Below are 13239 nucleotides of genomic sequence, written 5' to 3' on the forward strand. Positions count from 1 at the left end.
ACGTGTATATGTGCGGACGTTTTTCACTTAAAAGTACAATTCAAGCGATTGAAGATGAGTTCTCGATTGAAGAATCCGAAATCGAAATATTACCTCGTTATAATATCGCTCCGACACAAGATGTTTCTGTAATAACAAATGAGAATAAAACCCGGCTCGTTTCATTCAGATGGGGACTAATTCCTTCGTGGGCAAAAGACCAAAATATTGGAAATAAAATGATTAACGCAAGAGCAGAAACTTTAACTCAGAAAGTAAGTTTCAAAAATGCCTTAAAGAAGAAACGCTGTTTAATAATTGTTGATGGATTTTATGAGTGGAAAAAAACAGCAAGCGAAAAGGCACCTATGTTTATCTCCTTAAAAAACGAAAAACCATTTGCTTTTGCAGGATTGTGGGAAGCATGGAAAACACCCGCGGGCAAACTTATTAGAACCTGCACAATTATTACTACAACCCCGAATGAGCTTATTTCACCGATTCATAATCGAATGCCTGTAATTTTACCAAAGGAATTTAGAAATTATTGGCTTGAATCTAACAATTTCGACGAAAACAAACTCATTGAATTATTAAAACCTTTCCCAGCGAAAGAAATGGTTGCGTACGAAGTCTCTAAATATGTGAACTCACCTATCAACGATAGCCCCATGTGCTGTGAACCAATTTATAGAACCACTTGACAACTGGTCTCAAGTTTAATATATTACATCAGCTTAACTAATTAATATAGGAGACTTTTTATGTACAATCTGTTCACAAAAAATAATGTGTCTCTTTTTGTTCTTGTAGTTTTTCTCGTACTCAGCCTAATTATAGTTGGCTGTCAAAAGGAAACACAAACTGTTGTATCACCGACCGCTGATCAAAGCAGCGTTCATTTTTCCAAACAAACAGCACAGCTTAAATCTGTGATGGATGTTCAAAACAAGCATACCGACCGCCTACTTTCGTTGGAAGATGTGATTGGAACCGCCACATCAACAACTGCTGATGGCAAATTCGCAATCAGGATTTTGACAAAATCGGATAAAGCAAAAGGATTGCCAAGTTCGATAGATGGAATTCCTGTTATTGTAGATAATATAGGCGTAGTAACTGCTTTTGCTTTAACAAAACGTTATACGAGACCTGTTCCGATTGGTGTATCAATTGGAAATATAAATGAATGTGCTGCCGGGACACTTGGCTGTGCAACCGAAAAAAATGGAGTCCGATACATTCTTACTAACAATCATGTAATTGCCCGTGAGAATGTTGCACAAATTGGAGAAGCAATTGTTCAACCTGGTCGCTACGACAACAAGCCACGATGTGCACTACGCACAACCGACATCATAGGAAATCTTTCCGATTTTGAGCGAATCACTTTTTCGACATCTGCAAATAATGTAATTGATGCCGCCATTGCCTCAACAACAACAGCGAATGTTGGTGTATCAACTTTAGTTGCATACTACGGAACTCCAAGTTCAACTCTCGCAACTGCTGTTATCGGTATGGCGATAATGAAAGTTGGCAGAACTACAAGCCAAACTACCGGAACAATTACAGGTGTTAACGTAACTATTAATGTTAGTTACTCGAGCGGCATAGCACGATTTTCAAATCAATTTATGACTTCAAAATCGTTCTGCAAATCGGGCGACAGCGGTTCACTGGTAGTAACTAATCCGGGTAAAAATCCTGTAGGGCTCTTATTTGCAGGGGCTAGCGACGGGACAACATTTTGCAACCCGATTAGTGATGTTCTGCAAAGGTTTGGTGTAACAATAGCTACACAATAAAAATTATCTTAAGTAGAGGCACGCGATGGCGTGTCTCTACAATTTATTTGGTGGCAAAATGAAAATTCAATATTTGTTCGCCGTAGGCGGATTCGCATTCATCGTATCGATATCAATCATCAACTTTGATTGTACAACTCAAAAAACTACACTATCACATAAATACAAAAGCATGAGAACAATCGAACAAGTTTTAGAAGAAAACACTCCACGACTTATGCTGATTCCCGGTGTAGTAGGAACAGCTATCGGAGAATGTAACGATACGCCCTGCATCAAAGTGTTAGTAAACGTTTTCACCGAAGAACTCGAATTAAAAATTCCCAAATCGATAGAGGGTTTCGCAATCGAAATTGAAGAAGTCGGGGAAATCCGACCGCTCTAAATTATTTCTTCACTCTTCCAAGATACCAAACACTTATCGAGACTAACAAGCCGGGAAACATCGGCTCGATTCCCAAAGGATAACTTTTAGTCAGACCGCCCGCTACAACATACCCGCTAATCAACCACACCAACGATGTTAACCAACCAAGCAGCATCGAGAAGAAAGCGTAATCGGGCTTCATTTCTAATTTCTTAAAATAACTTGTAATCAACGGAACAAAAAGCCCTGGAATTACTACTGTTCCTATAGTGTACCAAATTTTGATGACGCTTGGTATAGCAAAAGCAATCAAAACAGAAAATATAAAAGATACTACTAAACCAATTCTGGTGTATTTAGTAACGAGATTATCATTCGATATTCGATATTCGATATTCGATATTCGTTCGTTGCTTTTTAATCTGAGGAAAATATCCCTTCCCAATGTTTGGGCTGATACAAGACCGAGCGTGTTCAGTGTGGACATCATTGTTGCTAACATCCCGGCAAAGAAGAGTCCTTTGGCAGCCGGTGGCAGAATTAATTCAGCCAACTGCGGGTAAGCCATAATCGGTTGCGAAAGATTTGGAAGCGCTGCACGTGCATACATTCCGGTAAACGAGGTCATCATATCAAAGATAAACCAAAAAATTATAGAAATAAATATACCTCGTTGTGCAGTTTTACCATCCTTTGCTGCATAACATCGTTGGTAAAAAGCCGGATCAACGAGAGTCCATAAAGCAATAAAAAACCATACTACGATATACTGCGGATTATGTCCGCCGTGCCATACGAGATGCAACGATGGTAAATTTTCCTGTAAAAACTGAACTCCTCCAAATTTTAAGAAAGCAAAAGGCAAAATTATGGCAAAGCCGATGAACATAACAATGAACTCAAAAACATCTGTGTAAATATCAGATCGGAAACCACCGAAGTAGAGGTACGATAAAGCGACAACAGCAGTAACTAATACGCTTGTAAAAAAAGTCCATCCGAACATCATTTGAAAAATTACACTCAGCATCAACACATAAGGAGCTGGTGTCATCAAAATAAATGTGAGTAACGAACCAAGCAAAGCAGTTTTCCTTCCGTACGCTTTATGAAGTTGATCAGGAATCGAGACCAAATTTGTTTCCCGAATTCGTTTTGCAAGAAAAGCTGCAAATATTGCAGCAAAAAAGTAGTAAGGAACTCCCTGCAAAAACCAGTTTGAAATTCCGTAACGATATGAGAACTCACCGACACCAAGTATTCCACCATACCAGGTTGATACCAAACTCATTACGAACAGAGGGAGTGTTAACGAGCGTCCCGCTAAAAGAAAATCGACTTCATCTTTTTTTGTCTTACGGGCGAATGCAAAACCTATAAAAACAACAGCGGCAAAATAAAGAATTACCACTATGTAATCCAGTAAATGGAATGTGATCATAAGATTATTAATATAATTTGCCGCTCAACTGCCACATAATGAATTTCTATTCGGGGGTAAATAGAGTGATTCATCAGAGCAAATGTGAGCGGCATTTGTTTCTTCTCCGCCGAAGTTCCAAAAGCATTCGGGATAAAGGCGGATTAAAATTGGACTTTGAGAGTTAAAAAAACATTTCGGGTCGCTGCCGGAATCCAATACGGAACTCCTTCCTCAACGTACCCACTCGACTCGTATAAGCGATTCAATAAATTATTTCCGATTAAATTAATTTCAATATCAAAGTTGTCAGAAATATTTTTTAGCTCATAAGCAATGCCGCCATTCAAAACAGTAAAAGGCGAAATCGCTACCTGTTTGTTTTCTGTATTATCTAAATATATCCTTCCGACATTCTGCAAAAGGATCGATGCTTTTAGCGGGAGTGATAATTTTTCAAAATTATAGGTGAGACGGAGATTACTTAAATTAGTAGGGAATCCGCCTAAACGTTTATTGTTGTAAATAATTTCTTTGATTGTTGGAGGAGTTGTAGCCCAATCCGTTACAACATATTCCGAGTGTTTGATAAAACGATCGTCGTTGAAAGATATGTTACCGTCAAGATATAACTCTTCGAATAATTTGAATCTTCCTGTTAATTCAACACCTCGATGAACTGACTGTTCGGCATTGCCTGATATTGGAACGCCATTATCATCGATCTGACCTGTCGGGATAATTTCGTCACGGAAATCCATCAAGTATAAATTGAACTTTAAATTAATATCATCGGTTCGATAACCAGAACCGATTTCATAATTCACTAATTTTTCGGGCTTGAGTTCCTTCCCAACAAACCTATACACATCACCATCCTTTAAAAAATTCTTGGCAAGATTGATTGGGCTTATCCAATAATCTTGCGGGTTATAAATATCTTTGAAAGCCGGTTCACGTTTTGCCATAGAAACATTGGCAAAAACATTCAGAGCATCGGTAAAATTATAATTAATACCGCCACGAGGTGTTACAAATGTATACTTCCTTTCAAACTCAACTAAATATCTTTTCTCATTTTTCAACTTGATGTTATGATGGCGAATTTGTAAATCGGTCATTATAGTTAACTCAGGTAACAATTGATACAAAGAATGGACATAAGCCGCAATCGAAGTTTTCGGGACAACATAATCGTAGTAACGCCAGTTGGGTGAAATATTTGATGGAAAGAGGTTCGCCCAAGTTACTTCGCCGAAATGATGCCCCGAATGGTAACGATACTCGCCACCAATAACTATATTTCCTTTGCTGTGTTTGAAAGTAAAACGAGGTAACCAACCGTAATCGAGATCATCAACTAATCGCTTTCGAGTTAAATCGAGACGGCGTATTTCGAACAGACCTACAGCATCCCGAACCGGATTACCAAGTGCATCTGTCTTGTAATAATTAGCCGGCAACATTGTTGAATCAGCAACTTTGAATCGCGGAATGTTGTATTCACGAACATCACGCCTCGCACGAAATTGTGTATAATTTCCTTCTCCAAGAAAAACAAACCATGTATTTTCGAGACGCATTTTTTCAGTAATCTGCCAATCGTTTATAAACTGATAATGCGGCTGATAGAAATTATCAATTTCATTAGGATATTGGAACGGATTAGTTCTTCGGGAATCAGAATTCTTCAAAGAATCTCGAATAACACCGCGATACGAAAGGTAACTCTGTTCCGGTCCGCCAAAGATGTTTATTCTTGTAACCATATTCGCATCGTAACGAGTTATTCCAAAAAAATAAGACCATAATTTCGACCAAGAGGGTTTGCGATAACCATCGGTTTCGATACGGGTAAAACGACCGTATAAATTGTATGTATTATCGATTAGACCCGAGTTAGCCGAGATGGAAAACCTGCGCGTATTAAAAGTTCCATAACCGGCATCAAATTGAACTTTAGGTAAGTGTGTAAAACCGGCAGTAATCAAATTCACCGAGCCGCCGAAAGCTGAAGCACCATATAACGAATTTCCCACTCCACGCTGAACTTGAATGTCTTCTGTGTTTGCTGAAATGTCTGGATGATCGATCCAGAAGACTTCGTGCGACTCGGCATCGTTGAGCGGCACTCCATTAATCATAACGCCGATTCTACGCTGATCAAACCCACGAATTTTCAAGTAAGAATATCCGATTCCATTCCCGTTATCAGAGTAGGAATAAACGTTGGGAAGTTCGTTCAACAACATCGGCACATCCTGAGCCCAATGTTTCGATTCGATTTCTTTTCGCGTCAGGTTAGCGAAAGCCACCGGAGTTTCCCGCTCTTTTGCACGCGTTGCTGTAACTACTACTTCCTGCCCTGAAAGTATAGTAGGTTCTAACTCGAATGTGATGTTGGTTGTTTCAGAGGGTTTAACATAAACAGTTTTTTTCTGAACCTTAAATCCTAGATAACTTGCACTTATAGAATAAGTACCCGGCTCAATATTTTCTAGAACAAACTTTCCATCGAAATCAGAGCTTGTTCCGGTTTTTATTCCTTCCAGGATAACGGAAGCACCCGATAAATCTTTATTATTTTCTTTATTTCTGACAGTTCCTTTGATGCGTCCTGTTGCGGCTGAAACATCAAAATAAAAAGTCATAAATATTATTATTGCTATTATCTTCTTCATATTAAATCTCCATTGTTTGTATAAAAATGAAATCGCCGTTTGCCTGGCTTTGGATAATACAGAAAAGACAGAAAAACGGCGATTCTACAAACATCCGTTTGCCTACGCTGGTATTATCCAGATCAGGTTTAAGGGTTTATTCTCAGCCGGCAGCAACAACAACGACTGCCGAGCACCCCTAACGGTACGGTGGTAATTTAAAATCTTAATTGCTCAAAAGCAAATAGTGTAATTCAAGTCTAACAAAAAAAAACCGACTTCCCACTCCGAAGAAATCGGCTCGATTGAAATTTGTTCATTGAACCATTATAGTTTACCTACAATAGAGCCAAATGGCACTTGCTATTTATTGAGTATATTTAGCAGTCGGATGAAAGTTATAGTACAATGTAACATATTCTTTCTCAACTTTCATCGTCCTGCCTGTGATTTCTTTAATTGCCGATTCATTCATTCCCTTCTTCAACATTTTCTTCACTTGATCATAATGCTTGAGATACCTATCAACCGCACTCTGACTGTGTCCTGTCTTCAATACAATATCTGCCGGACTGATCCCTTGCTCATACAGGGCGATGATAATCCCTTTGTGCGTCGGTTGATTTCGAAAAAATAGCTGCATCGGCGCGGGTAGATTTTCGCAAGATAGAAAAAGACATACGAGATAAAGTAATTGACTCATTGAACGATGCAATACCCGCCGATACCGGTTTTTATACGATGAGGCAAAAATTATTGGATAAGGGGGTGAACGAGTTGCAGGCGGCTACGCTTGCCAAAGCACACGACAGAGGTAAATGGTTAAACAAGGCAAGCAAAGAGCTGCACCTCGGTAAGAGACTGAAATACATGGTTGTAACGGATGGAATTGATTATAAACAAAAAATTAACGAAATTCTAGGTAAACCTGACGCCGATGTTTACCTTTCCGTAGGGAAAAAAAATATTCAGCGATACATAATAAGAGATGAAGAAACTAAGTGGACGGTTTATGTTGATAAGAACGGTCTTATCCGCACAGCGCTAAGACAGACTTTAACAAACAAAAGACGTTCGATTTTTAATAATCTTGGAAAACTAAAAGATTTTATAGGAGATTTTTAATGTACGACCCTATTATAATATGGAAGAATTGTGTGGGGATGCTCGAGAAGAAGGAATTCACGGACTCTATAGATGACGAGTTTGAATTCGATGGCTACGTAGACTCACGCGCACAGATTTTGGCTAACTGGAATAGTTACGACGAAGCGACAAAGATTATGATCGAGGATCTGGACGAGAGATTTAAAAAGGCATTGTTCCCCGCGCTTCGCGGGGCAAACCTTTTGGATATTTACTTAGAATACGACAGCTCCCAGCCGCCTGAAGAATGGTGGTGGCATTTAGAATGAAAATTTTACACCGGATGTTAGTTTATTCAATTCCTCTTCCGACAATGATAGAATCATTCTTTAAATGGGACGCGAAAAAATATCCCGATTTTTTATCGAAGAAAGTTAAACTTAGCGAGACATTGAAATATTATTTAGGAGATTTTTAACATGACTTATTATGCAGGATTAAACGATAATAACGCTGTCCATGAGTGGGAGCTGTTTGCCGGGCAGCTTAAAAAAGATAAACTAGAGTGGTATGAATACTGGCAAACACTCGATATGCGAGAGTCGTTTGAAAACGGGGAACGCACACTTACAGAAAAACAGTGGGAGATTGTAAAAAAAACTGACGAAATAGTGCGGGCAAAATTACTCAATGTGTTGATTGAGTTTGAGCGTGTACAAGAATATCGAGATTTGGGTGAACAACGTCCTAAAAAATATTGGTGGTGGCATTTAGAATGAAAATTTTACGCCGGATGTTAGTTTGTTTAATTCCTCTTCCGACAATGATAGAAAAATACGTTTAACCTTATTCCTGCCGGCTCCTCGGTGATGAAACCCCGCAAGCTCTGACGCTCGGTTGTCGGTGAATGAGATTGTGACGCTGCCTTCCGCCTCGTTTACATTGGTTACCTTTAAAGCCCGCATCATAGAACCCGTCCAGTTGAGGGTTACTCGGTCGGATTCTTTTCCGGCAAGCTCCCTTAATCTTTTATATCCGCCTTTTAAAAGTATCCATGTGCTTTGAGCTTTTGTGTAAACAAAATCATCACCTTCAAGCCTCTTCCAAATTCGCTTTGCTTTGCTGATACCGATTTTTGCTTTCAGCGCTCCTGCCGGCATTGGAGTGGGTTTGGGATTGAACCTGTGAACAAAGATGAGTAATCGAAAAGGCAATTGTAAATATTAATATTGATGTTTTCATAACGGCTCCTGTTAATTATTTATTATCGACCCAACATAATTCAGAAAATTTTAAACTTAATGAAACTAAAAAGATCTACGAGTAATTTAGCAAAATAACTCCTCCTAAAGATTATTTAAAGATTTAACTTTGAATTAATTTATTTACTGAAGTTACGCAGAATTGACTTTTTGTCATGTTGAGCGAAGCGAAACATCTAAAAATAGCCTGAATTTGAGGTTTCAGATTCTTCACTTCGTTCAGAATGACTCTTTTGCGTAACTTCAGTTATTTATATTAATCTAATTAAAGAAATAATCAGTATGAAAAAATAATTAGCGCGACCTGATATACTTCACACTTACATCAAATTAACATTTAAAACTTAAAACTAAATTTTCCTTTGAAACTTCCATTTGACGCGTAGCAGGAAGGTATCCTTAACAGGAAGATTATAATTTTTTTTGCCAAATTGTCAAGTATATTTACTGTTTTTTAGATTTTTATTATTGATTGATTTACAGTCATCTTTCCCCCTTTTGTAATTACTCATTTTTTTTATATATTTTCAATGAATTTTGATGATTTTTAAATGATAAAGCACAAAAAAAGCGATTTTTTAATACCTGCGCTCTCGGTTATCTTCGATATTATTGCAATCGAATTGGCATTTCTTTTTTCTTTTTGGATTCGGTTCAACACAAATTTTCTTGAAATGTTCCGGGTTGGTGAAGAAATTCCTTCTTTCAACATCTATCTAACAAGCTCACTGATAATCATCCCGATATGGTTGATGATTTTAAATTCAAATAAGATGTACGCCCCGCACCGCAATAATCTTTTATCCGATGATTTTTTTTCAATCCTAAAATCAATTACTCTTGGAATGTTGCTGATAATTGGTTTAGCTTTTTTCTATCGGGAGTTTTCTTTTTCACGCTACGTAGTAGTCGCTCTCTGGCTATCAGCAATTGGGCTTGTCTTCGGTGGAAGGATATTTATTTATTTAATACGAAAAAAATTATTAAGCAAGGGAAAAGAACTCCGCAATGCAGTCATCATCGGTAACAACGAAACTGCAAATTCGGTTTATGAAAAACTTATCCTCAATAAAACATACGGTTATAATTTATTGGGATATTTCGCTTCTTCACCGGCTCAAAGCAATAATGCCATTTCAAACGGAAAGTATCTTGGAACTATCGAAGATTTGATTCATTCCATCAATAATCATGAAATTGAAGTCGCACTCATCACACTTGATTCACAGGATTACCAGCAAATCTATAATATTCTGCATGAAAGTGATGGTATCAACGTTGAGCTGATGTTAGTCCTCGACGTAATTGGATTGATGACAAGCAGAATGAATATAAAAGAAATTGAAGGTATTCCATTTATAAAAATAAAAGGTGTACCTATTACTACATGGGGAAGAATTATAAAACGCTTTTTTGATTTTTTATTTTCCATTTTTGTTTTGATAATTTTTTCTCCCGTAATGATCATAATTTACATTTTAATAAAAGCAGGTTCACGAGGATCTGTTATTTACAAACAAGAACGTATGGGATTGAACGGAGAAATATTTAATGTTTATAAATTTAGGACAATGCAGGTGGATGCCGAAAAAGAAACCGGACCGGTATGGGCTACACAAGAAGATAAACGGACTACACGTATCGGGAAGATTTTGCGACGAACAAGTTTAGATGAATTACCTCAGTTTATAAATGTGCTGCGTGGCGAAATGAGTGTAGTCGGTCCCCGCCCTGAGCGACCGTTTTTCGTAAATCAATTCAAAGATAATGTTCCGAAATATTTAGACCGGCATCTCCTCAAGTCAGGAATTACCGGTTGGGCACAGGTAAACGGGATGCGTGGACAGGTATCAATAGAAGATAGAACTAAATACGATTTATATTACATTGAAAACTGGTCGTTAGTCCTCGACATTAAGATAATCGTTAAAACAATAAAAGCAGTATTATTTGGGAAAGATGCATATTAAAAAGGTGAAATAATTATGGTGGCAGTTTTTGTTTTTTATATACATTTAGTAGCAGCATCAGCAATATTTACGAAGCGTTGGCAGGAATCGGGCAAAGGTGAAGCTTTTCTCGCTGTAGGATTTATGGCTCTGATTTTCGGTGTCGGCTGGTCGGTTGCAACAGTATTTTTAAAATTCTTCTTTGCTAAAGAAGGATTGAGTGTATGGTTCGACCGCGACCAGATGTCGCTGGCACTACTCACCGTATTAGAATCGATCTTTTATTATGCGTACATAAAATGGGAGCGAAAAAAAATCAAACCGCAGCATTGATTATTTTATCATTATTAATTTCTGTACTGATTTATAATTGTTACTTTCCATTTTTACATAATAGACTCCACTAGGATATTTGCGCGCATCCCAAACCGCTTCGTAGCTTCCTGCTCTCTGTTCAGAATCTACTAACACGACAACTTCCTGACCCAAAATATTATACACACTCAATCGTACTTTTGTATTTCTATCAATATCATATTTTATTTTCGTAGAAGCATTAAAAGGATTTGGATAATTTTGATACAATTTAATTTTGCTTGGTAAGCCGTTTTCATTTCTAACCGACACAATAACCGTGTCGGTTGGTTCAAACCCAAACTCACCAGTGTTCCAGCGGTTTGCATTGCCAACAGGCCATGGAAAACGCTGCTTATCGTACGGTATATCTGTGAACTCCCAGACATATAGATTAATCTGATCTGCAGTTTTAGTTGCCATAACCATTTCCACAGTTCCATCGTTCTCGAGGTCTGCGAATGCCGGAGTACTAGCTGCTAAACCATTAACTTTAAGCGGCGACCATGCCATCTGTGTTGCATTGCTACGAGAGGCAAATACATAACCTGTATCATTTTTCGTTATATCGGCATTTGTAAAAAGCACAAATTCTTTATTCTCCAAATCGTGATATGGAATAGGCACTGAGGGAACTCCTGGAGCGAATGGGCCATTAATCCCCGGCAGTTCGAAAGGAAACATTGGTAATGATGTTCCATCTTCTTCCCATGCATATAAATATCCAAATAAACCGCCCGCGATAACTACATCTGATCTGCCTTTGGCAGATTGATTTTTGTAATTTAAAAAAATCGCACTATTATGACCGAATAAAGGATCCTCAAGTTCTTTAGGCCAACCCTTAATTACTTCACCTAATGGGTTCAATAAATAAAAGTAGCAATTATAAATTTTACGATATATTGAAGTTCCAAAAGCAATTACTTTATAGTCGTTACCTTGGAATTGGCTGATTGCTCCCAAGGGAACTGAAAACAAAAACTGATCCTTTCTTATAAACGGCCAGCCCGCTTTAATTGTACCATCTGGCTGATAACATACAATCATAAAATAACTTGTAGTGTCAACCCATTCAGTATATGTAGCCGATACAAAAATTTCTGGGATTGAATCAAAATCGACATCTGAAATTTTTGGAACTGACATTCCAAAGTAACCATTTGGAATAGTTTGGGGCCATCCAGGCAATACTTTTCCACGCCAATCTAAACCATATACTTTGTACCATCTTCTAAAAAAAATTTCTAATTTCCCATCTTTATTTATATCATAAATTGTAGGACCAACCGGGCTGCCACTTTCAGGGTCTTGAAAAGTTACAGGAAATCCAGGCATGTCGTCGCCATTAGTCCGCCATACATATACCCCACCAAAACCAGGATTACGAGTACTAGATACTGCAATAATTTCTTTATAGCCATCACCATCAATATCACCAATCGCTGGTCCTGTAACATTTGAATACGGCAGGTATTTAGGCCAGCCAGGAAAATTTTCACCATTCCTACGAATTATATGAATATAATTGCCGCTCGATAGGATTATCTCTAAATATCCATCGTTATCTAAATCATAGAACTGAGCCGAAGGCAGAAATCCGTAATTACTCTTTTCTAATTCAATAGGAAAGTTTTGTTTTAATTTTGGCTCAGGTAAATATTGTGTATAAATATTTTGTGAGGTGATAAAAATAAGAATTACCGAAATAAATAATTTATTCATGTTACAATATTCCTTTCAGCAAAAGCTGATAAGTTTATAATTTATCGTACATTAATGAGGTGGTTTAAAAGCCACCTCATCATTATACTTTTTAACTAACACGGTATTGCTGTTGCCGTAAGTTCAACTGGCACCCAACCTGTCGGAGCAGGTTTAACTGTTTGACTGCCGCATGGAACGGTAACCATTATAGTATAGTTTAGACGGTTCCCAGCGGGATCGTGTGTAGGCATACCAACCATATCTAATATACCGTAATATTGACCAGGTTCTCTTATCCATGCCCTTCCATCCCTACTATGAGTTGTACCATTAATTGTAGTATATGCGACTACACTGATGAAATCTTTGCAATAAGCCACCGGTGGCTTGTCTGTACACGTAATATAAAGTACATAAGCACGAGGTACATCTGGATCTCCGTCATCAGGCGGAATTGGCTGTATAGCGTTTGGCTCTTGTGAAAATGCAAATGATAGACTAATTAATAGTAATCCTATTAATATCATTATATTTTTCATTAATTCTCCACTATTTTTGTTTAACATTCGTTAATTAATTTTTTGAATTACCTGGTTAACCGGGGGGCGACCTTGCATGATAATAAAATCCAATTCTATTAAAATCAA

15 protein-coding genes and 1 riboswitch are annotated in these 13239 nt (G+C 37.7%); of the genes, 9 read left to right on the forward strand and 6 right to left on the reverse strand.

Annotated elements, in window-relative coordinates; all coding sequences use genetic code 11:
- Positions 1 to 8: 8 nt before the first annotated feature.
- Genes QME58_01700 through QME58_01710 form a run of 3 tightly spaced genes read left to right on the forward strand, consistent with a single transcriptional unit; the run spans position 9 to position 2172 of the window.
- Positions 9 to 683: an SOS response-associated peptidase gene (locus QME58_01700; protein MDI6802543.1), complete on the forward strand. Its 675-nt coding sequence runs from the start codon at positions 9 to 11 to the stop codon at positions 681 to 683.
- A 60-nt stretch (positions 684 to 743) separates the two neighbouring features.
- The gene (locus tag QME58_01705) at positions 744 to 1787 is read left to right on the forward strand and encodes a hypothetical protein (protein MDI6802544.1); all 1044 of its coding nucleotides are present in this window, start codon (positions 744 to 746) and stop codon (positions 1785 to 1787) included.
- Positions 1788 to 1845: 58 nt separating this feature from the next.
- Positions 1846 to 2172 carry a hypothetical protein gene (locus tag QME58_01710; protein MDI6802545.1) on the forward strand — a complete coding sequence of 109 codons (327 nt, stop codon included), beginning with the start codon at positions 1846 to 1848 and terminating at the stop codon, positions 2170 to 2172.
- Between the two features lies 1 nt (position 2173).
- On the opposite strand, the gene QME58_01715 is transcribed toward QME58_01710, so the two are convergent.
- The 3 genes from QME58_01715 to QME58_01725 all read right to left on the reverse strand — a co-directional run bounded on the left by QME58_01715 (position 2174) and on the right by QME58_01725 (position 6877).
- A complete protein-coding gene (locus QME58_01715) occupies positions 2174 to 3595 on the reverse strand; it encodes a sodium:solute symporter family protein (protein MDI6802546.1) in 1422 nt (473 codons plus the stop codon).
- 143 nt (positions 3596 to 3738) lie between these two features.
- Positions 3739 to 6255 (reverse strand): TonB-dependent receptor, encoded by a 2517-nt coding sequence (locus tag QME58_01720; GenBank protein ID MDI6802547.1) that lies wholly within the window; start codon positions 6253 to 6255, stop codon positions 3739 to 3741.
- Positions 6256 to 6337: 82 nt separating this feature from the next.
- A riboswitch (TPP riboswitch) is annotated at positions 6338 to 6445 on the reverse strand.
- Between the two features lie 156 nt (positions 6446 to 6601).
- Positions 6602 to 6877, reverse strand: coding sequence for a DUF1670 domain-containing protein (locus tag QME58_01725; protein MDI6802548.1), 276 nt, complete (start codon positions 6875 to 6877; stop codon positions 6602 to 6604).
- A gap of 59 nt (positions 6878 to 6936) precedes the next feature.
- On the opposite strand from QME58_01725, the gene QME58_01730 reads away from it, so the two are divergent.
- The 4 genes from QME58_01730 to QME58_01745 are packed head-to-tail and all read left to right on the forward strand — an operon-like array spanning position 6937 to position 8099.
- A complete protein-coding gene (locus QME58_01730) occupies positions 6937 to 7359 on the forward strand; it encodes a hypothetical protein (protein ID MDI6802549.1) in 423 nt (140 codons plus the stop codon).
- A gap of 32 nt (positions 7360 to 7391) precedes the next feature.
- Positions 7392 to 7649 carry a hypothetical protein gene (locus QME58_01735; GenBank protein ID MDI6802550.1) on the forward strand — a complete coding sequence of 86 codons (258 nt, stop codon included), beginning with the start codon at positions 7392 to 7394 and terminating at the stop codon, positions 7647 to 7649.
- Positions 7646 to 7798 (forward strand): hypothetical protein, encoded by a 153-nt coding sequence (locus QME58_01740; protein MDI6802551.1) that lies wholly within the window; start codon positions 7646 to 7648, stop codon positions 7796 to 7798. The genes QME58_01735 and QME58_01740 overlap by 4 nt, the downstream gene beginning before the upstream one ends.
- 1 nt (position 7799) lies before the next feature.
- Positions 7800 to 8099 carry a hypothetical protein gene (locus QME58_01745; protein ID MDI6802552.1) on the forward strand — a complete coding sequence of 100 codons (300 nt, stop codon included), beginning with the start codon at positions 7800 to 7802 and terminating at the stop codon, positions 8097 to 8099.
- Here QME58_01745 and QME58_01750 read toward each other — a convergent pair.
- Positions 8091 to 8534 (reverse strand): hypothetical protein, encoded by a 444-nt coding sequence (locus QME58_01750; protein MDI6802553.1) that lies wholly within the window; start codon positions 8532 to 8534, stop codon positions 8091 to 8093. The genes QME58_01745 and QME58_01750 overlap by 9 nt on opposite strands.
- A gap of 599 nt (positions 8535 to 9133) precedes the next feature.
- On the opposite strand from QME58_01750, the gene QME58_01755 reads away from it, so the two are divergent.
- A complete protein-coding gene (locus QME58_01755; protein ID MDI6802554.1) occupies positions 9134 to 10552 on the forward strand; it encodes an undecaprenyl-phosphate glucose phosphotransferase in 1419 nt (472 codons plus the stop codon).
- Between the two features lie 15 nt (positions 10553 to 10567).
- Complete coding sequence (locus tag QME58_01760; GenBank protein MDI6802555.1) at positions 10568 to 10864, forward strand: hypothetical protein; 297 nt, start codon at positions 10568 to 10570, stop codon at positions 10862 to 10864.
- On the opposite strand, the gene QME58_01765 is transcribed toward QME58_01760, so the two are convergent.
- On the reverse strand, positions 10865 to 12610 hold the full coding sequence (locus QME58_01765; protein MDI6802556.1) for an FG-GAP-like repeat-containing protein: 1746 nt from the start codon (positions 12608 to 12610) through the stop codon (positions 10865 to 10867).
- A gap of 95 nt (positions 12611 to 12705) precedes the next feature.
- Positions 12706 to 13131: a hypothetical protein gene (locus QME58_01770; protein ID MDI6802557.1), complete on the reverse strand. Its 426-nt coding sequence runs from the start codon at positions 13129 to 13131 to the stop codon at positions 12706 to 12708.
- Positions 13132 to 13239: the final 108 nt, after the last annotated feature.

This window comes from Bacteroidota bacterium (genome assembly GCA_030017895.1).
Taxonomy (GTDB): domain Bacteria; phylum Bacteroidota; class Ignavibacteria; order UBA10030; family BY39; genus JASEGV01.

Coding starts and splice junctions, on each gene's coding strand:
- QME58_01715 (MDI6802546.1), bottom strand. CDS start 3,595: ATGATCACATTCCATTTACTGGATTACATAGTGGTAATTCTTTATTTT.
- QME58_01700 (MDI6802543.1), top strand. CDS start 9: ATGTGCGGACGTTTTTCACTTAAAAGTACAATTCAAGCGATTGAAGAT.
- QME58_01745 (MDI6802552.1), top strand. CDS start 7,800: ATGACTTATTATGCAGGATTAAACGATAATAACGCTGTCCATGAGTGG.
- QME58_01710 (MDI6802545.1), top strand. CDS start 1,846: ATGAAAATTCAATATTTGTTCGCCGTAGGCGGATTCGCATTCATCGTA.
- QME58_01770 (MDI6802557.1), bottom strand. CDS start 13,131: ATGAAAAATATAATGATATTAATAGGATTACTATTAATTAGTCTATCA.
- QME58_01760 (MDI6802555.1), top strand. CDS start 10,568: ATGGTGGCAGTTTTTGTTTTTTATATACATTTAGTAGCAGCATCAGCA.
- QME58_01765 (MDI6802556.1), bottom strand. CDS start 12,610: ATGAATAAATTATTTATTTCGGTAATTCTTATTTTTATCACCTCACAA.
- QME58_01755 (MDI6802554.1), top strand. CDS start 9,134: ATGATAAAGCACAAAAAAAGCGATTTTTTAATACCTGCGCTCTCGGTT.
- QME58_01705 (MDI6802544.1), top strand. CDS start 744: ATGTACAATCTGTTCACAAAAAATAATGTGTCTCTTTTTGTTCTTGTA.
- QME58_01720 (MDI6802547.1), bottom strand. CDS start 6,255: ATGAAGAAGATAATAGCAATAATAATATTTATGACTTTTTATTTTGAT.
- QME58_01740 (MDI6802551.1), top strand. CDS start 7,646: ATGAAAATTTTACACCGGATGTTAGTTTATTCAATTCCTCTTCCGACA.
- QME58_01725 (MDI6802548.1), bottom strand. CDS start 6,877: ATGCAGCTATTTTTTCGAAATCAACCGACGCACAAAGGGATTATCATC.